General features: G+C 72.6%; 20 protein-coding genes. 16 read left to right on the top strand and 4 right to left on the bottom strand.

Annotated features, from left to right (window positions below; all coding sequences use genetic code 11):
• The first annotated feature begins 10 nt into the window (after nt 1–10).
• The 8 genes from Air01nite_RS00780 (at nt 11) to Air01nite_RS00745 (ending at nt 6,672) form a co-directional block, all read left to right on the top strand.
• Nucleotides 11–715 (top strand): response regulator transcription factor, encoded by a 705-nt coding sequence (locus Air01nite_RS00780; protein ID WP_203699783.1) that lies wholly within the window; start codon nt 11–13, stop codon nt 713–715.
• Nucleotides 716–720: 5 nt separating this feature from the next.
• A complete protein-coding gene (locus tag Air01nite_RS00775) occupies nt 721–2,229 on the top strand; it encodes a sensor histidine kinase (RefSeq protein WP_239090405.1) in 1,509 nt (502 codons plus the stop codon).
• Between the two features lie 46 nt (nt 2,230–2,275).
• Entirely contained in the window at nt 2,276–3,499 is a 1,224-nt protein-coding gene (locus tag Air01nite_RS00770; RefSeq protein ID WP_203699782.1) for an efflux RND transporter periplasmic adaptor subunit, read from the top strand.
• The gene (locus tag Air01nite_RS00765) at nt 3,496–4,200 is read left to right on the top strand and encodes an ABC transporter ATP-binding protein (protein WP_203699781.1); all 705 of its coding nucleotides are present in this window, start codon (nt 3,496–3,498) and stop codon (nt 4,198–4,200) included. Before Air01nite_RS00770 ends, Air01nite_RS00765 begins: the two co-directional genes overlap by 4 nt.
• A gap of 70 nt (nt 4,201–4,270) precedes the next feature.
• Nucleotides 4,271–5,455 carry an ABC transporter permease gene (locus tag Air01nite_RS00760; protein WP_203699780.1) on the top strand — a complete coding sequence of 395 codons (1,185 nt, stop codon included), beginning with the start codon at nt 4,271–4,273 and terminating at the stop codon, nt 5,453–5,455.
• Between the two features lie 13 nt (nt 5,456–5,468).
• A complete protein-coding gene (locus Air01nite_RS00755; RefSeq protein ID WP_203699779.1) occupies nt 5,469–5,942 on the top strand; it encodes a DUF5666 domain-containing protein in 474 nt (157 codons plus the stop codon).
• A gap of 74 nt (nt 5,943–6,016) precedes the next feature.
• Nucleotides 6,017–6,403, top strand: coding sequence for a DUF1622 domain-containing protein (locus Air01nite_RS00750; RefSeq protein ID WP_203699778.1), 387 nt, complete (start codon nt 6,017–6,019; stop codon nt 6,401–6,403).
• Nucleotides 6,400–6,672, top strand: coding sequence for a hypothetical protein (locus Air01nite_RS00745; protein WP_203699777.1), 273 nt, complete (start codon nt 6,400–6,402; stop codon nt 6,670–6,672). Before Air01nite_RS00750 ends, Air01nite_RS00745 begins: the two co-directional genes overlap by 4 nt.
• Here Air01nite_RS00745 and Air01nite_RS00740 read toward each other — a convergent pair.
• A complete protein-coding gene (locus Air01nite_RS00740) occupies nt 6,669–7,268 on the bottom strand; it encodes a dihydrofolate reductase family protein (protein ID WP_203699776.1) in 600 nt (199 codons plus the stop codon). The two genes, Air01nite_RS00745 and Air01nite_RS00740, sit on opposite strands and share 4 nt — an antisense overlap.
• Nucleotides 7,269–7,395: 127 nt before the next feature.
• Here Air01nite_RS00740 and Air01nite_RS00735 point away from each other — a divergent pair, with 127 nt between their 5' ends.
• Nucleotides 7,396–8,697: an N-acetylmuramoyl-L-alanine amidase gene (locus Air01nite_RS00735; protein ID WP_239090404.1), complete on the top strand. Its 1,302-nt coding sequence runs from the start codon at nt 7,396–7,398 to the stop codon at nt 8,695–8,697.
• Between the two features lie 7 nt (nt 8,698–8,704).
• On the opposite strand, the gene Air01nite_RS00730 is transcribed toward Air01nite_RS00735, so the two are convergent.
• A complete protein-coding gene (locus Air01nite_RS00730; protein WP_203699775.1) occupies nt 8,705–8,863 on the bottom strand; it encodes a hypothetical protein in 159 nt (52 codons plus the stop codon).
• Nucleotides 8,864–8,979: 116 nt separating this feature from the next.
• Here Air01nite_RS00730 and Air01nite_RS00725 point away from each other — a divergent pair, with 116 nt between their 5' ends.
• The 4 genes from Air01nite_RS00725 to Air01nite_RS00710 all read left to right on the top strand — a co-directional run bounded on the left by Air01nite_RS00725 (nt 8,980) and on the right by Air01nite_RS00710 (nt 13,977).
• Nucleotides 8,980–9,426 carry a PPC domain-containing DNA-binding protein gene (locus Air01nite_RS00725; protein ID WP_203699774.1) on the top strand — a complete coding sequence of 149 codons (447 nt, stop codon included), beginning with the start codon at nt 8,980–8,982 and terminating at the stop codon, nt 9,424–9,426.
• A gap of 9 nt (nt 9,427–9,435) precedes the next feature.
• Nucleotides 9,436–11,067, top strand: a complete 1,632-nt coding sequence (mdlC, locus tag Air01nite_RS00720) for a benzoylformate decarboxylase (RefSeq protein ID WP_203699773.1) — start codon at nt 9,436–9,438, stop codon at nt 11,065–11,067.
• 135 nt (nt 11,068–11,202) lie between these two features.
• Nucleotides 11,203–13,533, top strand: coding sequence for a CehA/McbA family metallohydrolase (locus Air01nite_RS00715; protein WP_203699772.1), 2,331 nt, complete (start codon nt 11,203–11,205; stop codon nt 13,531–13,533).
• 66 nt (nt 13,534–13,599) lie between these two features.
• Nucleotides 13,600–13,977 carry a hypothetical protein gene (locus Air01nite_RS00710; protein WP_203699771.1) on the top strand — a complete coding sequence of 126 codons (378 nt, stop codon included), beginning with the start codon at nt 13,600–13,602 and terminating at the stop codon, nt 13,975–13,977.
• Here Air01nite_RS00710 and Air01nite_RS00705 read toward each other — a convergent pair.
• The gene (locus Air01nite_RS00705; RefSeq protein WP_203699770.1) at nt 13,974–14,990 is read right to left on the bottom strand and encodes a hypothetical protein; all 1,017 of its coding nucleotides are present in this window, start codon (nt 14,988–14,990) and stop codon (nt 13,974–13,976) included. The two genes, Air01nite_RS00710 and Air01nite_RS00705, sit on opposite strands and share 4 nt — an antisense overlap.
• Before the next feature lie 105 nt (nt 14,991–15,095).
• Here Air01nite_RS00705 and Air01nite_RS00700 point away from each other — a divergent pair, with 105 nt between their 5' ends.
• A complete protein-coding gene (locus tag Air01nite_RS00700; protein ID WP_239090403.1) occupies nt 15,096–17,069 on the top strand; it encodes an ABC1 kinase family protein in 1,974 nt (657 codons plus the stop codon).
• On the opposite strand, the gene Air01nite_RS00695 is transcribed toward Air01nite_RS00700, so the two are convergent.
• On the bottom strand, nt 17,034–17,402 hold the full coding sequence (locus Air01nite_RS00695; protein WP_203699769.1) for a cupin domain-containing protein: 369 nt from the start codon (nt 17,400–17,402) through the stop codon (nt 17,034–17,036). The two genes, Air01nite_RS00700 and Air01nite_RS00695, sit on opposite strands and share 36 nt — an antisense overlap.
• 58 nt (nt 17,403–17,460) lie before the next feature.
• On the opposite strand from Air01nite_RS00695, the gene Air01nite_RS00690 reads away from it, so the two are divergent.
• Nucleotides 17,461–17,796, top strand: a complete 336-nt coding sequence (locus Air01nite_RS00690; RefSeq protein WP_203699768.1) for a YbjQ family protein — start codon at nt 17,461–17,463, stop codon at nt 17,794–17,796.
• 9 nt (nt 17,797–17,805) lie between these two features.
• Nucleotides 17,806–19,080 (top strand): ATP-binding protein, encoded by a 1,275-nt coding sequence (locus Air01nite_RS00685; protein ID WP_203699767.1) that lies wholly within the window; start codon nt 17,806–17,808, stop codon nt 19,078–19,080.
• Nucleotides 19,081–19,082 lie beyond the last annotated feature (2 nt).

Below are 19,082 nucleotides of genomic sequence, written 5' to 3'. Positions count from 1 at the left end.
GAGATACGGTGTGCCCTCACGACCGACCCGGGTGCTCGTCGTCGACGACGAGCCGAACATCTGCGCCCTGCTCTCCGCCACGCTGCGGCTGGTCGACTTCGACGTGCGGGTCGCGACCGGCGGCTTCGAGGCGCTGACCGCGGCCGAGGAGTTCGCGCCCGACCTGGTCGTGCTCGACGTGATGCTGCCCGACCTCGACGGCTTCCAGGTGGCGCAGCGGCTGCGGTCGGGTGGCGGGGCCACCGTACCCGTGCTGTTCCTGACCGCCCGGGACGCCGTCGAGGACCGCATCTCGGGCCTGACGGTCGGCGCGGACGACTACGTCACCAAGCCGTTCAGCCTCGAGGAGGTCGTGCTGCGGATCCGGGCGATCCTGCGGCGCAGCCACGCGGTGGCACCCGACGAGGGCGTGCTGCGCTACGCCGACCTCGAGCTCGACGAGGACGCGCACGAGGTCCGCCGCGCCGGCAAGCTGGTCGACCTGTCGCCCACCGAGTTCAAGCTGCTGCGCTACCTGCTCGTCAACGCCGGCCGGGTCGTCAGCAAGGCGCAGATCCTCGACCGGGTGTGGAGCTACGACTTCGGCGGGGACGGCCGCATTGTCGAGTCCTATGTGTACTACCTGCGCAAGAAGATCGACACCCGCGAGCCCGCGCTGATCCACACCGTGCGCGGCGTCGGATACGCGCTGCGCGTGCCGCGGGACCAGGATTGATCCCCGTGGTGTCGCCACGGCTGCGCCGGTGGCGGCACTGGACCCTGCGCTCCCGGCTGGTCGTGGTCGTCGCCACGCTGTGCGCGGTCGCCCTGTTCGTGGCCAACGCGGTCGGCCTGGCGCTGCTGCGGCGCAACCTCACCGACCGGGTCGACGAGCAGCTCCGGGCGATGAGCCAGGCAGCGCGGGCCCGATCGACCTGGGACGTCGCGCTGCCACCGCCGAACCCGCTGTTCCCGCGCGGCCGGTTCGACGTCGATCGGGCGGTCGCGTTCGTGCCACCGGGCGACCTGCAGCCGGTGGTCGCGGTGCCCGACGGTGTGCCGGCGCCGCTCATCCCGGCGTACGCGGAGCTGGTCGGGCACGCCGGCGCCGGTCCCTTCACGGTCGGCGCGGTCGACGACTCGATGTCGTGGCGGCTGATCGTGGTCGACCGGGGTGACGGCGTCCTGGCGGTCTCGGGCGTGTCGCTCAAGGGTGTCGACGCGACGGCCGACCTGCTGCTGGCCATCGACGTCGCGGTGATGCTCGTGGTGCTCGCCGTGCTGGCCCTGCTCGCGGCGTGGGTCGTGCGGATGGGGCTGCGCCCGCTGACCGTCATGGAACGCACCTCGATCCAGATCACCGCCGGCGAGCTGTCGCTGCGGGTCACAGACGTGGACCCGCACACCGAGCCGGGGCGGCTCGGCATCGCGCTCAACTCGATGCTCGACCGGATCGAGGCCGAGGTCTCCGCGCGGACCACCTCGGAACGGCGGCTGCGGCAGTTCGTGGCGGACGCCTCGCACGAGCTGCGTACGCCGCTGACGTCGATCCGCGGTTTCGCCGAGCTCTACCGCCGCGGGGGAGCGGTGCCCGGCCAGGGGCTCGACGAGATGATGGCCCGGATCGAGGCGGAGGCGGCGCGGATGGGCCTCCTGGTCGAGGACCTGCTGATGCTGGCCCGGCTGGACCTGCAGCGGCGCCCGGAGCGGCGCCCGGTCGACCTGCTGGCGATCGCCGCCGACACCATCCGTGACGCGCACGCCCGCGTGCCGGACCGCCCCGTGCGGCTGGCCGCGCTGGGCGGCGACGACGCCCCGTTCGAGCCCGTGACGGTGCTCGGCGACGAGCACGGCCTGCGCCAGGTCGCCACGAACCTGGTCGCCAACGCGCTGCAGCACACCGCGGCGCCGGCCGCGGTCACCGTGCGGGTGGGCCGCGGCGCCGGCACGGGCCTGGCACCGGTGCCGGGCGTGGGCGAGATCGCGCCGGGCCGGCCGCTGGCCGTCATCGAGGTGGCCGACACCGGGACGGGCGTCCCGCGGGAGCACGCCGAGCGGGTCTTCGAGCGCCTCTACCGGGCCGATCCCAGCCGCAACCGGCGCAGCGGCGGCTCCGGTCTCGGACTGTCCATCGTGGCCGCGATCGTGACCAGCCACGGCGGCCGGGTCGAGCTCGACGCGACGCCGGGCGGCGGCGCCACCTTCCGGGTGCTGCTGCCCGAGGACGGCCGGGTTCCCAGCGGGTCTTGAGGTGGCGTGGGGCTGACTCCGAGGAGGGGCCGCCAGGCTGGCGCGCATGCCTGTCCGCCTTCGCCCGGCCTGGTTGGCCAACGGGCTGCTCGGCGCCGCCCTCGTCGGCGGTGGCCTCTGGGTCTACTCGTCGTTCATGCCCGCCGCCGCCAGCGACTCCGCCGGTGCCGCCGGCAACACCACCCGCACCGTAGCGGCGTCGCGGGGGACCGTCACCAGGACGGTCACCGCGTCGGGTTCCGTGCGCAGCGCCTCGACCGCGTCCCCGTCGTTCGGCACCAGCGGGACGGTCACCTCGATCAAGGTCACGGTCGGCCAGAAGGTGGCCAAGGGCGCCACGCTCGCCACCGTCGACGACACGGCGGCCAAGCGGCAGCTCGCCGCGGCGGAGGACGACCTGGACGCCGCGCGGGACGCGCTCGACCGCGCCGAGGGCGACACCTCGTCCGCGCAGGCGGCGGTGGACCAGGCCGAGAACGACGTCGACGCGGCGCAGGACGCGGTGACGGGCACGGTGCTCAAGGCGCCGATGGCCGGCACGGTCACCGCCGTCAGCGGCACCCTCGGCGGATCGGCCTCGGGCTCCTCCTCGTCGTCCTCGTCGTCCTCTTCGTCGTCTAGGACCGGGACCGGTGCGACGAGCGACACCGGGTCCACGGGCAGCTCCGGCTTCGTCACCATCGAGGACCTCACCAAGCTGGAGGTGACGGCCTCGGTGCCGGAGGCCGACGCCACGAAGCTGCGGGCCGGCCAGAAGGCGACGGTGACCTGGAACGCGCTGCCCGACGCGCGGGCCGAGGCGACCCTGGCGGCGGTCGACCCGACCGCGACCTCGTCCGGCAACGCCGTCACCTACGGGGCCACCTTCACGCTCGCGTCGCTGCCCGAGGACGTGCGGGCCGGGCAGACCGTCGAGGTGGCCGTGCTGGTCGGCGAGGCGACCGACGCGGTGACCGTGCTCTCGGCGGCGGTCAGCGGCAACGGCAACCGGCACACGGTCACGGTCGACCAGAACGGCGAGCACGTGACCCGCAGCGTCGAGATCGGGCTCGAGGGCGACTCGACGACCCAGATCACCTCGGGCCTCGAGGCCGGCGAGCTGGTCGTGGTGACGATCCCGACCGGCGGGACCCAGAACGGCAACCAGCCCGGCGGCGGCTTCCCGGGTGGCGGTGGGTTCCCCGGCGGCGGTGGCTTCCCGGGCGGCGGCGGGCTGCCCGGCGGTGGCGGCCTCCGCGGAGCCGGCGGGCGGCAGGGGACCGGCCGATGACGGCCGCGGTCCTGGACGTGCGCCGGGTCGCCAAGGTGTACGGCGCCGGCCCGACCGCCGTGCACGCGCTGCGGGAGGTCTCGCTGCGGGTCGAGCGGGGCGACTACGTCGCGGTGATGGGCGCCTCGGGCTCGGGCAAGTCCACGCTGATGAACATCCTCGGCTGCCTGGACGTGCCCTCCAGCGGCGCCTACCTGCTCGGCGGTGTCGACGTCGGCACGCTCGGCGACCGGCAGCTCGCGCTGCTGCGCAACCGGCGGATCGGCTTCGTCTTCCAGTCGTTCAACCTCATTCCCCGGATGACCGCGCTGGCCAACGTCGAGCTTCCGCTGGCGTACGCCGGCGTCCGTGCCGCCGCCCGCCGCCGCCGGGCCCTCGCGGCGCTCGACCTGGTGGGCCTCGCGGACCGGGCCGGGCACGAGCCCAACCAGCTCTCGGGTGGCCAGCAGCAGCGGGTCGCCGTGGCCCGCGCGCTGGTCACCGAGCCGGCACTGCTGCTGGCCGACGAGCCGACCGGCAACCTGGACAGCCGGGCGACCGAGGACGTGCTGGCCATCCTCGACGACCTCAACGCGGAAGGCCGGACGATCGTGGTGATCACCCACGAGACGGAGGTCGGCGACCGGGCCAAGCGGCTGGTCCGGCTCCGGGACGGGCTGGTCGTCTCCGACGACCGCCAGGACGCGCGGGTGACGGTATGAGCGAGCGAAGCGAGCGCGGTCAGCTCAGCGTGCCAGGGTCTTGCTCCGCCGACCGAAGGGAGGCGGCGGCATGACCCTGCGGGAGACGTTCCGCTTCGCTTTGCGCGGCATCGGGGCCAACAAGCTGCGCTCCGGGCTGACCATGCTCGGCATCCTGATCGGGGTCGCGGCCGTGATCCTGCTGGTCGCCGTCGGCACGGGCTCGGCCCGGCAGGTCAGCGAAAGGATCGAGGCTCTGGGCACCAACACCCTGACCGTCCAGGGCGGCGCGTCCGGCGGCCTGACCACCACGATCGCCGGCGCGCTCGTCGACCCGGTGCTCGCACCCGCGGTGCGGTCCGCGTCGCCGGTGGTCACCGCTCAGGCGACGATCACCTACGACGGCACGGACCACGACGTGCAGCAGTTCGTCGGCACCGACCCCGCCTACTTCGCGGCCTCCAACAGCCCGGTCGCGAGCGGCTCGGCGTTCACCGCCGACGACGTCACCCGGGCGCGCCGCGTGGTGGTGCTGGGCAAGACCGCGGCGGACGAGCTGTTCCCCGGGCTCGACCCGGTCGGCAAGGAGGTCACCGTCGGCGGCGCCCTCTACACCGTCAGCGGGGTGCTCGGCGCGAAGAGCTCCGCGGGCGGGTTCGCCGACCCCGACGACATCGCGATCGCCCCGGTCACCGCGGTGCGGCAGACGCTGACCGGGTACGGGTCGATCACGTCGATCCTGGTCAGCGCGGCCGCCCCCGACCAGGTGGACGCCGCACAGGCGCAGGTGTCCGCGATCCTCGACGCCCGGCTGCCGGCGTCCACCACGGGCCAGACGCCGTACCGGATCCAGAACGCGTCCCAGCTCCTCGAGACGCAGACCGAGACCGCCAAGACGTTCACCACGCTGCTCGGCACCGTCGCGGGCATCTCGTTGCTGGTCGGCGGGCTGGGCATCACCAACATCATGCTGGTCACGGTGACCGAGCGGACCCGCGAGATCGGCATCCGCAAGGCCCTCGGCGCGCCCCGCGGCGCGATCCTGACCCAGTTCCTGGCCGAGGCGACGATGCTCAGCCTGCTCGGCGGCGGCCTCGGCGTGGCGGTGGCGCTGGCCGGCAGCCGGTTCACCATCGCCGGCGTGCGCCCGGAGGTCGTGCCGGCCTCGATCGCGCTGGCGCTGGGCGTCTCCGTCGCCATCGGACTGTTCTTCGGCAGCGTGCCCGCCCACCGGGCGGCCGGGCTGCGCCCGATCGACGCGTTGCGTTACGAGTGAGAAGGAGCCCACGGTGACCCACGCGGTCGACGACGACGAGATCCTGCGGGCCGAGCTGGCCGCGGCCGGCGCCCGCCGGTGGTGGAACCGGTGGACGCTCGCGCTGGGCGTGCTCGTGCTGCTGCTCGGCGGGTTCGTGGCCGGGGTGCAGGTGCAGAAGGCGTACGGTCCGGAGCCGGCGGCCGCGGCCGGCCCCGGCGGGAACCGGCCGGGCGGCTTCCCGACGGCGTTCCCGGGCCGCGGTGCCGAGCCGTCCGCCGCCGCGACGGCGCAGGCCACGACCGGCACGGTCAAGCTCGTCGACGGCACCACGCTCTACGTGCAGACCGAGGGCGGGGAGGTGGTCACGGTGCGGACCTCCGGCGAGACGGCTGTGCGTACCCCATCGGCGTTGAAGAACCTCAAGCCCGGCGACCCGGTGACCGTCGAGGGCGCGGACGACGGGTCGGGCACGGTGACCGCGACGAGCGTGACCCGCACCAAGTAGCGGCAATCACCCGTCCGGGTGACAGCGGCGCCGGATGCCGGCGGGACGCGGCGCGGCGATGAGTAGGTGGACGGGTGAGCCTCGCGGAGCGGGTGGACGAGGCCGTCAACAACCTCGTGACGATCGTCGAGGCCGGCGGCGCGATCATCATCGGCGCCGGCGCGTTGTACGCGTTCGGCCGGCTGCTGTGGGTGGTCGCGCGCGACCGGGACACGGCGTCGTTCGTGCTGGTCCGGCTGGACCTGGGCCGGTTCCTGGCGCTGGGCCTGGAGTTCCAGCTCGCCGGCGACATCCTGCGCACCGCGATCTCACCGTCGTTCAGCGACATCGGCCAGCTCGCGGCGATCGCGGCGATCCGGACCGCGCTCAACTGGACCCTGCGCCGGGAGATCGACCAGGAACGCCGCCAACTCGACGCGCGCGACCGCGCCGCCGACGACCACGCCTCGCGCAACCCGTGAGCCTGGGCGAGCTCACCGACGCGGCCAGTGCGGTCGTGGTGGCGATGGGCATCGTGGCCGGTGCCGCGACACTCGTCTCGACCCGCCGCCCGCTGGCCGCGCTGGCCGTGTTGCTGGACTTCCTGACGGCGGCCAGCCTGCTGCACCTGGCCGCCAACCCGTCCTACCTGAAGGCTCTGTCGGCGGGCATCGTCCTGGCCATCCGCCACGCCATCAGCTGGACGCTGCAGACCGGCAGCGGCGCGGGGATGCCGCCGATGCGCGACTAGAGAGCCTTCTTCGCGTCCTCGTACGTGCCCTCGGGTGCGAGGTCGGCCGGGCTGTAGAAGAGGTTGAGGACGCCCGTCGTGAAGGTCTCCGACTTGTTGAGCGTCAGCGGGACCGGCTGCTCGCCGTCCGCGAACAGCTTCATGCCCTTGCCGACCACGATCGGGTGCACCAGCAGGTGCAGCTCGTCGAGCAGGCCGGCGGCGAGGAGCTGGCGCACGACGGAGACCGAGCCGGACATGCCGATCGTGCCGCCGGGCTCGTTCTTCAGCGCCGTGACGGCCGCGACCAGGTCGCCGCGCAGCAGCTCCGAGTTGCGCCACGTGAACTCCAGCGGCTGGCGCGACACGACGATCTTGCGGGTGTCGCCGAGGGTCTTCGCCATCGGGGCGTCCTCCTCGCCGGCCAGCTCGCGGGCCGGCCAGGCGCCGGCGAAGCTGTCGTAGGTCTTCCGGCCGATCAGGTAGGTGTCGGCCGCGCTGAGCGTGCCGCCGACGGCCCGGCCCATCTCGTCGTTGAAGTACGGGAAGTGCCACTGGTCGGGCGCCTCGACGACGCCGTCGAGCGAAATGAACATCTGCGCGACGATTCTCCGCATAACGGCGACCCTAGCAGCGGCAACGTGAAGGAAACATTCGGGTCCGCGGGATTCATCGAACATGCTTTACATCGAAGGTCATCACCGTGTACGGTTCGGCCATCGCTCGCCGGGAAGGGGATCCGCGATGGTCCTTCGTCTGGTTCTCGCCGCGGTGCTGGCCGCCGCACCGACCTCCGCTCCGCCGGCCGCGGCCGCCGCCACCCCGGCCGGGTCGTTCGCGTCGGCGGCCGCCCGGTACGACGTACCCCGTGATCTCCTTGTTTCCCTGGGTTTCACGCAGTCCCGTTTGGACCAGGCCGCGATCGGGCGCGAGGGCGGGCACGGCATCATGCAGCTCGCCGACAACGCGGTGACGCACACGCTCGCGGAGGCGGCGGCCCTGACCGGCCTGTCGCGGGCGGAGCTGCGCACCGACGCCTCGGCCAACGTGGCCGGTGCGGCCGCGGTCCTGCGCTCCTATGCGGACCGGGACGGGCTCGACGCGGCCGGGCGCCGCGACCTCGGCCGCTGGTACGGCCCGGTCGCCCGGTTCGCCGGCGCGGTGAGCGACCCGGTCGCGCGGCTGTTCGCCGACACGGTCTACGCACAGCTCGCCGCCGGTGTCGCCGGCCCGGTCAGCGCGCCGCCCCGCCGGGTCGCGCCCGACCGCGGCCGCCTCGCCGGCGACGTCACCGTGCTGAGCACCGACTACGGCCCGGCCGCCTGGGCGCCGGCCAACGCGGGCAACTTCACGGTCTCCAGCCGGGAGAGCAGCTACCCGATCGACTACGTGGTCATCCACGTGACGCAGGGCTCGTACGCGGGCAGCATCTCCTGGTTCCAGAACCCGTCGTCGAACGTCAGCGCGCACTACGTCTTCCGCTCGTCGGACGGCGCGGTGACGCAGACGGTGCGGGAGAAGGACATCGGCTACCACGCCGGCAACTGGGACTACAACACGCGCTCGATCGGCATCGAGCACGAGGGCTTCGTCGACAACCCGGCGTGGTTCACCGACGCGATGTACCGCGCGTCCGCCGCCCTGACCCGCAACCTCACGACGAAGTACGGCATACCCCGCGACCGCGCCCACGTCATCGGCCACCGCGAGGTGCCCGGCGCCACGCACACCGACCCGGGTCCGAACTGGAACTGGACCTACTACATGCAGCTCGTCAACGGGATCACCGGGATCGGCAGCGGCACCGTCGACACGGCCTCGACGAGCCTCAACGTCCGAAGTGGACCCGGCACCGGCTACGCGGTGGTCGGCTCGGTCGCGGACGGCGCCGCCGTGACCATCTGGTGCCAGGCCACCGGCACGACCGTCACCGGCACCTTCGGCACCAGCAACGTCTGGAACCGGATCGGCCTCAACCGCTGGGTCTCCGACACCTACGTCCGCACGGGACACAACGGTTTCATCCCCGGCGTGCCCCGCTGCTGAGTCGCGGTCAGTCGCGGGTGCGGCGCTCGCGCCGCCGTGCCTCCTCCTTCTTGAGGTCGTCCTCCTCCTCCTCGCGCTTCATGTCGTCGATGTCCTTCTCGTCACCCTTGAACAGCACTGCGTCGGTCTTGGGCGCCTTCTCCCGGCTTTCCTCCGGCTCGGTCACGTCGTCCGCCTCCTCGTCGTCGTGTGCCAGCCGCCTACCCGGGTCGGCGGCCGGGCATGCCGGTTGAGCCGGGCGAAGCGGGGAATGCGCTGGTTTCCCGACCGAAGGAGCGACCCGTGAAGTCCAAGATCGTGGAAGACGCCGACGTCGTCACGTACGTGATGGTCTGTGATCCGGGCGAGGAGGCCTTCGGCGCGCTGCAGGGGTTCGCGCGCGACGAGCACCTCGAGGCGGCCCATCTCAGCGGCCTCGGCGGCTTCGAGAGCGCGACCGTCGGCTGGTTCGACAGGGAGAAGAAGGACTTCCGGCGCACCAGGATCGACGAGCCCGCCGAGGTGCTGTCGCTGATCGGGGACGTCGCCGAGGGGCCCGACGGTCCCAGCCTCAACGTGCACGTCGTGCTCGGCCTGGCCGACGGCACCACCCGCGGTGGCCACCTGCTCGAGGCGCGGGTCTTCCCGACGTTGGAGGTGATGGCCACCGAGACGCCGGCGGAGCTGCGCCGGGTGCCGCGTCCCGACATCGGGCTCGCGCTCATCGACCTCGACCGCAGCGAAAGCTGAGGGGGCGCCATGACCACCGTGCACAGCGTCACCTACGACCTGCTGCGGGACCTGGGGCTGACCACGGTCTTCGGCAACCCGGGCTCGACCGAGGAGACGTTCCTGTCGGAGTTCCCGGACGACTTCACCTACGTGCTGGCGCTGCAGGAGGCGTCGGCGGTCGCCATGGCGGACGGGTACGCGCAGGCCACCCGCCGGCCGACGCTGGTGAACCTGCACTCACACGCGGGGCTCGGCAACGGCATGGGCAGCATCGTCACCGCCAGCCAGGCCCATTCGCCGCTGATCGTGCTGGCCGGCAACCAGCACCGCGAGATGATGATCGGCGACCCGTACCTGAGCAACCCGGACGCGCCCGTGACGCCCCGGCCCTGGGTCAAGTGGGCCTACGAGCCGTACCGCGCGGAGGACGTGCCGGCCGCGTTCATGCGCGCCTTCCTCACCGCCCAGCAGCCGCCGGCCGGCCCGGTGTTCCTGTCGGTGCCGCTCGACGACTGGGACCAGCCGCTCGACGGGCCGGCGGTGCGGCGCACCGCGAGCACCAGCTACGCGCCGGACGCCGACCGGCTGCGCGACTTCGCGCGGCGGATCAGCGCGAGCGCGCACCCGGCGTTGATCTTCGGGCCCGACGTCGACCGCGCCGGCGGGTGGGACGCGGCGGTCGCGCTGGCCGAGAAGCTCAACGCGGCCGTCTACGGCACCCCACTGCCGGACCGGGTCGCGTTCCCCGAGGACCATCCGCTCTACCAGGGCCCGATCGGCGAGTCGCTCAAGTCGATCAGCGACACGCTCGCCGGGCACGACCTGGTGGTCGTCATCGGTGCGCAGGTGTTCCGCTACTACGCCTTCCAGGCCGGCGACGTCCTGCCGCCCGGCACGGAACTCCTCCAGGTCACCCACGACCCGAAGGTGGCCGAGGCGGCCCGCGCGGGCGACAGCGTCCTCGGCGAGCTGCGGCTGTCGATCGAGCAGCTCACTCGGCTCGTCGACGACGGCGGCCACCGGGAGCGGCCCGCGCCGATGTCGCGCGCGCACACGACCCTGCCGCGCAAGGAGAGCAGCCCGTTGACACCCGACGAGGTCTATGCGGCCCTGGCGGAGGTGCGCCCGGCGCACGCGGTCCTCGTCAACGAGTCGACCTCGACGATGAAGCAGCACACCGAATGGCTGCCGACGGTCGAGCCCGACTCCGACTACGCCACCCCGAGCGGCGGGATCGGCTGGGCGCTGCCGGCCTCCGTCGGCATCGCGCTCGGCGACCGTGACCGGGGCGACGACCGGCCGGTGATCGGCCTGATCGGCGACGGCTCCTTCCAGTACTCGATCCAGTCACTGTGGACGGCGGCGACACACAAGCTGCCCAACGTGTACGTGGCGATGCGCAACGGCGAGTACGCGGTCCTCAAGGCCTTCGGGGAGCTGGAGCACACGCCGGGCGTACCCGGGCTGGAACTGCCCGACCTCGACATCGCGTCGATCGCACGAGGTTTCGGCTGCCGGGCCGTCGAGGTGAAGACCACCGACGACCTCAAGCGGGAGTTCACCGCAGCGCTGAACAGCGAATCGGACCGGCCGACGGTGATCGTCGTCGACACCCGGCCCCAGCCGCCGGACATCGCCAACCGCGGCCCGGGCGGGTGACCAAGGTCGCACATGGCGGAACCTGCGCCGGGCGTTCAGGTGCGGGTCATCCGGGGGTCATCGCCCGCCTGAAGGGTGAAGGCGTCCGCCCCTCCTCCGAGGCGGACGTCCCACCCAACAGACGGAGAACCGCACATGCGCATCCGCGCGCTGTTCGCTGCTGCCGCCGCGGGCACACTCGCACTCATTTTCGCCGCGAGTCCCGCCATCGGCGCGGCAGACCATTCCCAGGAAGCCTCATCCCGTCCCGGTGCGCCACCCCTGCGTGAGCTCATCGGCGCGCTGCACGAGCACAGCGGCTACTCCGACGGATGGCCCGGCTCCCGACCCGCCGACTACTTCGCGTCCGGGCGTGACAAGCACGACCTGAACTTCATGGGGTCGAGCGAGCACACCTCGAACGTCAACTCGCCGTTCGTGTTCAACGAGGAGTGCCTGGACCCGCGGGTCGCGCCGAGCTGCCAGAACGCCGACCCGGTCAACCCGCTCGACGCGTTGCGCAAGTGGGACGCGGAGCTCGAGCAGGCCAAGGCCGCAACCGACCCCGCGAAGGACTTCGTCGGCTTCCGCGGCTTCGAGTGGACCTCGGACCGGATGGGCCACATCAACGTCTATTTCTCGCGCGAGAACTCGCTGCCCGAGACCGACGGCGGCACCGTCGCGATGGATCGTTTCTACGACTGGCTGACCACCACAGGCAAGGACGGCCTGGCGGTGTTCAACCACCCCGGCGACAAGACGCTGTGCGGGCCGCTGAAGTGCGACGTGCGCAGCGACCTCGGCTTCGGCTGGGAGGACTTCAAGTATTTCGCGAAGGCCGACGACCAGATGGTCGGCATCGAGGTCTTCAACGGTGACAACGACTTCGGCACGCCGCCCGGGCACAACGCTCCGCCCGAGGGCTGGTACGCCCGTGCGCTCGACAAGGGCTGGCACGTCGGCGCGATCGGCGCCGAGGACAACGGCCACGACCGCACCGACGACTGGGGCGGCGCGCAGTACGCCAAGACCGTGGTCCTGGCCAAGGCCAACACCGAGAAGGACATCAAGCAGGCGATGGCGGACCGCCGCTTCTACGCGGTGCTCGACAACGCGCTGCGGATGGACTTCACGATCGACGGCCACACGATGGGCGAGCGGATCCGCGGCAACGGCAAGCTGGCGGTCAAGGCCGCGGTCCGCGGATCGGGCACCCCGCTGCAACTGGAGCTCGTCAGCAACGGTGGTCAGGTGGTCGCCAGCTCGACCGGCTACCAGCTCGACACCTCGGTCACGGCGGCCAAGGACTCGTGGTACTTCCTGCGCGTCCGCCGCGACGGCGCTCCCGTCGCGTACTCGAGCCCGATCTGGGTCAACGACGGCAAGCAGGCCGGCCCGCCGAAGACGCCCGAGGCGGATCTGACCACTTCGGACGGTCGGTGGCTGGCGGGCGACCTGAACGTGCACAGCTGCTACTCCAGCGACGTCTACTGCGCCGGCACCGACGAGCCGGGCGAGGCCGACCCGTTCCGCGCGGGCGTCGACGTGCGGTCGCGCTTCGCCGAGGCGGGCGACCGCGGCCTCGACTACCTCGCGGTGACCGACGACAACGACGTCCGCTCGGTGACCGCGCCGGGCGCCGGCAGCCACGGCGTGCTCGCGATCCCGGGGTACGAGGCCCGGCTCGACGGCGACGCCAACGTGCTCGGCGTCAAGAAGGTACTCGACAGCGGCGACGGCTCGGCCGCCGCGGTCAACGGCCTCGCGAACGACGCGCGCGCGAAGGGCGGTCTCCTCCAGGTCGACCACCCCGGCGCGGGGATCACCAAACGCTTCGCGGGGTGCGACGCCTCGACGCTCACCTGGGGGTACGGCTACGACGTGCGTCCGGACACGATCGAGGTCTGGAACCCGGGCGCGAGCATCCGCGCCGCCGAGGACTACCTCGACTGCTGGCTGCAGCGCGGGGCCCGCGTCGGGCTGACCGGCGGCAGCGACGCCCGGACACGGACCGCGCAGCCGCAGGGCGCCGGCTATCCCACCACCTGGGTGCTCGCCCGCAGGAACACGGCGGACGCGGTGTTGGAGGCGCTGCGCGAAGGCCGCACCAGCGTCTCCGCGCTGCCGCCGTCCGCCGGCGGCGCCCCGCTGGTGATCGAGGCCAAGCGCGGCAACGGCTGGGTGACGGTCATCGGCGAAGACGTCCGACCCGGCGAGAAGGTGCGGGTGCGCTCGCTCGACCCGCTCACCGACGGCTCGCTGCGCGTCATCGCCAACGGCGCGAAGCTGCTGGACCAGCACCTGACGCGCGGCGGCGCGATTGAGCTCACCACACCGGCGCAGCCGGGCTGGTTGCGCGCCGAGCTGCGGCTGGGCAACGACCTGCTCGAACAGACCCCACTGTGCGGCCCGATCAACGCGGGCGTGAACCTCTGCCCGTACGACGCGGCCATGGTCGCGATGACCTCCCCGGTCTACGTGCGCTGACGCGTCGGCCACATCGGCGGCCCCGGTCCGACGCGGACCGGGGCCGCTTGCTGGGAGGATGCAGACGTGCCTGACGACCTGCAGGAGTTCGCGCGACAGCTGATGAGCGCTGTCCGCGATGAGGCGATCCGGAGTTGCGACGGCTTCCTCGCCACCGACCCTCGCACGCCTGTTGGGCGGCGATGGGCCAACGCGACGGATGCGGCCGGACGAGATGCCATCCGCATGGCCGTACCGGACATTGTGGACGAGGTCATCTTCCATTTCTTGAACCGCGGACTCGACCAGGGCCTGATGCCGCTAACGTTTCGCACGCCGGACGGCAGCGTCGTCGACCTGGTTGAGGTCGGCGACGGCGAACTTGGCGGCTGGTTCCTGACCGATTGGCGCCGTAGGTATTCGGACGAGCGTTTCTCGGACGACTTCGGGCCGACGCCTTCTTAAAACAAGGACTCGATCTTTGCTACGGCGTCGGTCAGTTGGGTGATGGCCGGCATCGCCGCGACGAGGCCTGTCCAGAAGGTCTTGAGGAGTGCCTTGTTCGGGCGCTTCTTCGCCAGCTCCTCGTTGAAGGCGTTGAGGTGGTCGGCGGCCACGTCGTTGCCGGCCCGCGCGATGGCGTCGGCGACCGTGCGGAGTGCTTCGGCGGCCGCCCGGTCGCCGCGGTCCACCGACTGCTGGAACGACTCCTGGACCAGCGAGCGGTTGACCAACGTGGACCCGGTGATGTTCTGGTAGTTGTCGCCCATGATCACCTTCACTGTCGGCTCGGTCGGTGGTCTCGTGTCCGCCAGCTCGGCCAGGCGCCAGTTTTCCCGGACCAGGCCCCCGACCGCCCGGTGCAGCCGGCCGAGCCCGTCCACGAGGTCGCCCAGCGTGCGGAGTTGCTCCGGGCCCAGCAGGACCGGGTCTTCGTCCTGCTCGCTGCGCCACCGCAAGCTCCGCCGCGACCGGCCGCGCAGCAGCGCACCCTCGACGTGGCCGAAGCCGGCCGAGTAGCCGTAATCGCTGTTGTAGTTCGCGAGCAGGTGCGCGAGCGCCGGCGGCAGATCCGCGACGTCGAGGCCGTACTTCGGAGCGAGGTGCCGGTTGAAGAAGTAGACGACGTCGTTGTCCTGGCCGGTCGCGGCGGCCAGCTCGGCCATCAGCCCCGGGTGGTAGATGTCCAGCAGCGCGACGTCCAGCTCCCCGACGACCGCGCCCATCCTGTCGAGCTCCCGGAAGAAGTCGTGGAACAGGTCGAGGTGCGCGACGTCCACCTGCTTCGGCTGGTCGGTCTGTGCCTCCAGGTAGCCGACGACGCGCCGCGCCCGCGCGTCGAGCTTGAGCAGGCTGCCGTACAGCTTGACCAGCGCGCCGACGCTGACCAGATCGGTGTGTGACCGCAACGCCTCGCCGGCGGCGCCGAGCACCGCGAGGTAGTCGGCGAACCGTTCACGATCCGTGTCGCCGGACATCGGGCTCGCTTTCAGGTCGGGGTTCGTATTCTCCCCGCCACCGGAATCCCTGCCAATCGCCCGCGAGGGGCGAGGGCGCCTCACATCGGGATATCGTCGGTCGCCGTGGAGACGACGGTCGGTGTGTTGGTGTTCCTGCCCACGATGGTCGTGACCGTGCTGCTGTTCGCGGCGGTCATCCGGCGGCTGCTCGGCGTGCGGGTCGGGCCCGTGCGTACCCTGCTCGCCGCCGTTCTCGCCATCCTCATCGCGACGCCGATCCTCAACGCCCTCGCGCCCGCCGACCCCAGTGCCGTGAGCGGCGGCGACCTCGTGCTCCTCGCTTTCGTCGCCATCGTCGTCTCCGCGCTGCTCGCCATGGCCGCGCTGGTGATCCTCGAGGTGCTCGTGCCGACCGGGTCCGTGCCGGGGCCCGTGGAGCTCTGGCGCGGCACGCGGCGGCGGGTCGGGCGCAGCCGCCGGTACGCCGCCATCATCCGCATCGTGCTGCGGCACGGTCTCGGCCGATTCCTGCGAGGGCGTCCACCGCCCGGTCCGTCGTCGGCGGCCGCGCGGCGCCGGCTCGGCCGGTCGTTGCGGGACGCCCTCGACGAGGCCGGCGTCACCTTCGTCAAGCTCGGCCAACTCCTATCGACCCGGCGCGACCTGCTGCCCGCGGAGATCGCCGACGAGCTGACCGCCCTGCAGGACCGGGCCACGCCGGTGCCGTGGGACGAAGTGGCCGCCGTGCTCGCGGCCGACCTCGGCCGGCCGGTCGGCGAGGCGTTCGCGGAGTTCGACCACCAGCCGCTGGCCGCCGCCTCCGTCGCGCAGGTGCACGCGGCCCGGCTGCCCGACGGCACCGCGGTGGTGGTCAAGGTGCGCCGGCCGGGGATCGCCGCCGTGGTCGAGCGCGACGTCGACATCCTGCTGCGGCTGGCCGGCACGATCGAGGAACGCACCGCGTGGGGGCGGCCGCTGGGGTTGCGGGCCCTGGCCGCTGGGTTCGCCGAGGCGCTGCGCGAGGAGCTCGACTTCACCGTCGAGCGCGACAACCTCCAGGCCATGGCCGCCGCGCTCGCCGCGTCGCCGGACCGGGGTGTGCGCGTGCCGGCGGCGTACGCCGAGCTCAGCTCCGAACGGGTGCTCGTGATGGAGCGGGTGCCCGGCACGCCGCTCGGCAGCGCCACCGCCGTGCTCGACGGGCTCGGCGACGAGCGGCGCGGCGAGCTCGCCGGCGGGCTGGTCGACACGATGCTCGACCAGGTGCTGGTGCACGGGATCTTCCACGTCGACCTGCACCCGGGCAACGTGCTCGTGGCCGACGACGGGCGCCTCGGCGTGCTCGACCTCGGCTCCGTGGGCCGGCTCGACGCCGCGACCCGGGCGGGCATCGGCCAGCTCCTCGGCGCGCTGGGCCGCGGCGACTCGGTCGCGGCCAGCGACGCGCTGCTCCAGATCGTCGACCGGCCCGACGAGGTCGACGAACGCGACCTGCAGCGGGCGATCGGAGCGATGATCGTCCGGTACGCGGCTCCCGGCGGCACCGCGAGCGCCGCGGCGGTGGCGGCGTTGCTGCGGACCTTCACGTCGTACGGGCTGGGCGTGCCACCGGCCGTCGCGGCCGTCTTCCGGGCCTTCGCCACGCTGGAGGGCACGCTCGCCCTGGTCCGGCCGGGCTTCGACCTCGTCGCGCACGCCCGGTCCTCGGGCAGCCGGCGCGTCGCGGAAGCGTTCAGCCCGGCCCGGCTGCGGGGCTCGCTGGAGGACGAGCTCGTCGAGCTGCTGCCGGTGCTGCGTCGCCTCCCGCGGCGGATCGACCGCATCGGCGACGCGCTGGAACACGGCCGGTTGCGGGTCAACGTGCGGCTGTTCGCCGACGACCAGGACCGGCGGCTGGTCACGGGCCTCGTGCACCAGGCGCTGCTGACCGTCATCGGCGCCGCCGCCGGCGTGATCGCCGTGGTGCTGCTCGGCGCCGGCGGCGGCCCGCGGGTCAGCGCGACGGTCGACCTGTTCCCGCTGCTGGGCTACGGCCTGCTGATCGTCGCGGTGGTCCTGGTGCTACGGGTGCTGGTCGTCGTCTTCCGCCGCGAGTGACGCCCACTCGGTGACCATCTCGTCGTTGGTGTGTATGCAGGTCATCCGCAGCGGTCCGGCGGACGAGGCGGTGAAACCGTGCAGCTCCCCGGCCGGCACGACGACGACCGAGCCGCCGGTGGCCTCGATGGTCGCGTCGCCGGCGAGGAAGGTGCCGGACCCTTCGTGCAGCACGAACACCTCGGCGTACGGGTGGCGGTGCGGCTTGGGACCGTGTCCGTTGGGACTGGCCTGGATGAAGAACGAGACGGGCACGCCGCCGTGGTCACGCCCGAGAAACGTACGCGAGGTCTCGTTGCCCGGCAGGTCGTCGTTCTGGATGTGCAGAGCCATGCCACCGGAGGCTAGCAAAACGGCCATCCGGCGTTGATCCGGGCGCCAGGATGGGGATATGACGACGACGGAGTTCCTCGCCTCGACCACGTTCGAGGTGCCGGGTTATCGGGTCGAGCGGACCCTGGGCATCGCCTGGGGGATCATCGTGCGCAGTGTCGGCGTCGTACGCGGGGTGACCGGCGGTTTCAAGGCGCTGCGGCAGGGTGAGGTCCCCGAGTACACGCAGGTGGTCGACGCCGCGCGGCACACGGCGTTCGAGCGGCTGGTCGCGCACGCGCACGAGTTGGGCGGCAACGCGGTGGTCGGCGTGCGGTTCGACTCGTCCGACATCGGCAACGGGCTCTCCGAGATCGTCGCCTACGGTACGGCCGCGATCGTCACCCCGGCCTGAGGAGGCGGCGTGCCCGCCTGGCGTGTCCGCGACTTCCACGGCGCCGACCTCGACGCCGCCATCGCCATCTGGGAGCAGGGCCGCCCGCCCGGCGCGCCCGCGCCCGTCTTCGGGATCGCGGAGGCCGTGTCGACCGTGCGGGCGGGTCAGCCCGCGGTGGTCGCGGTCAACGCCGACGAGATCATCGGTGTGGCGGTCGCCCGGGTCGACGGCGAGCGGGCGTGGATCCAGATCGTGGCGCTCGCCGGACACTGGCGCAACCGGGGTGTCGGCAGCTCCCTGCTCGCCGGGCTCGAACACCGGTTGCGCGGGCTCGGCGTGCGCCGGATCAGCGCCGTCCTGCCCGAGGACGCCACGGGCAGCATCGCCATGCGCAACTCCGGCTACCGGGCGCGCGCCGACCTGACGTACTACGAGAAGGTCGAGCACGGTGCCGGGCACGCCGGGCTGCTCGCGGCGGTCGGTGGCCAGCTCCTGGCGCCGGGGCTGTGGGAGCTGCTGGCCGGGATGGAGGTCGAGAAGGACGCCATCGAGCGGCGCATCGTGCTGCCGTTGGCCCATCCCGAGCTCGCGGACCGCTACGGCGTCGTGCCGCCGAAGGCCGCGATTCTGTTCGGGCCCCCGGGTACGGGTAAGACCAGCTTCGCCAAGGCGATCGCGTCGCGGCTGCAGTGGCCGTTCGTCGAGCTGTTCCCGGCCCGGCTCGCCGCCGACAGCGACGGTCTCGCGGCCGCGCTCCGCTCGGCCTTCGGCGACCTCGCGGAGCTCGACGAGGTGCTGGTCTTCATCGACGAGGTCGAGGAGATCGCCGGCGTACGCTCCGGCAAGGCGACCGACCCGAGCCACGCCGTCACCAACGAGCTGCTCAAGACGATTCCCGGCTTCCGCGAGCGCGGCGACCGGCTGCTGATCTGCGCGACCAACTCGGTGCGGGCCCTCGACCCGGCGTTCCTGCGTCCGGGCCGCTTCGACTACGTGCTGCCGGTCGGACCGCCCAACCGCACCGCGCGGGCCGCGATCTGGCGCCGCTACCTCGGGCCGGCCGCCGAGCACGTCGACCTGGACCGGCTCGTCGCCGCGAGCGAGCTGTTCACGCCGGCCGACATCGAGTTCGCCGCGCGCAAGGGCGCACAGGCGGCGTTCGAACGGGAGGTGCGCGAGCCCCGCGGCGAGCCCGCCACCACCGGCGACTACCTGAGCGCGATCAGCGAGACCAGGCCCACGCTGACCGACGAGGCCGTCACCGCCTTCGCGGAGGACATCGAGTCGTTCCGCCGGCAGTGAGG

The sequence above is a fragment of the Asanoa iriomotensis genome, assembly GCF_016862515.1.
Classification (GTDB): domain Bacteria; phylum Actinomycetota; class Actinomycetes; order Mycobacteriales; family Micromonosporaceae; genus Asanoa; species Asanoa iriomotensis.
Note: the sequence above shows the minus strand (reverse complement) of the source record. Positions and strands in the feature narration are given on the sequence as shown.

Bases quoted from the DNA above. Each gene is read 5' to 3' on its own strand.
- Air01nite_RS00770 (WP_203699782.1), top strand. From the start codon at position 2,276: ATGCCTGTCCGCCTTCGCCCGGCCTGGTTGGCCAACGGGCTGCTCGGC.
- Air01nite_RS00765 (WP_203699781.1), top strand. From the start codon at position 3,496: ATGACGGCCGCGGTCCTGGACGTGCGCCGGGTCGCCAAGGTGTACGGC.
- Air01nite_RS00760 (WP_203699780.1), top strand. From the start codon at position 4,271: ATGACCCTGCGGGAGACGTTCCGCTTCGCTTTGCGCGGCATCGGGGCC.
- Air01nite_RS00740 (WP_203699776.1), bottom strand. From the start codon at position 7,268: ATGCGGAGAATCGTCGCGCAGATGTTCATTTCGCTCGACGGCGTCGTC.
- Air01nite_RS00735 (WP_239090404.1), top strand. From the start codon at position 7,396: ATGGTCCTTCGTCTGGTTCTCGCCGCGGTGCTGGCCGCCGCACCGACC.
- mdlC (WP_203699773.1), top strand. From the start codon at position 9,436: ATGACCACCGTGCACAGCGTCACCTACGACCTGCTGCGGGACCTGGGG.
- Air01nite_RS00715 (WP_203699772.1), top strand. From the start codon at position 11,203: ATGCGCATCCGCGCGCTGTTCGCTGCTGCCGCCGCGGGCACACTCGCA.
- Air01nite_RS00705 (WP_203699770.1), bottom strand. From the start codon at position 14,990: ATGTCCGGCGACACGGATCGTGAACGGTTCGCCGACTACCTCGCGGTG.
- Air01nite_RS00695 (WP_203699769.1), bottom strand. From the start codon at position 17,402: ATGGCTCTGCACATCCAGAACGACGACCTGCCGGGCAACGAGACCTCG.
- Air01nite_RS00690 (WP_203699768.1), top strand. From the start codon at position 17,461: ATGACGACGACGGAGTTCCTCGCCTCGACCACGTTCGAGGTGCCGGGT.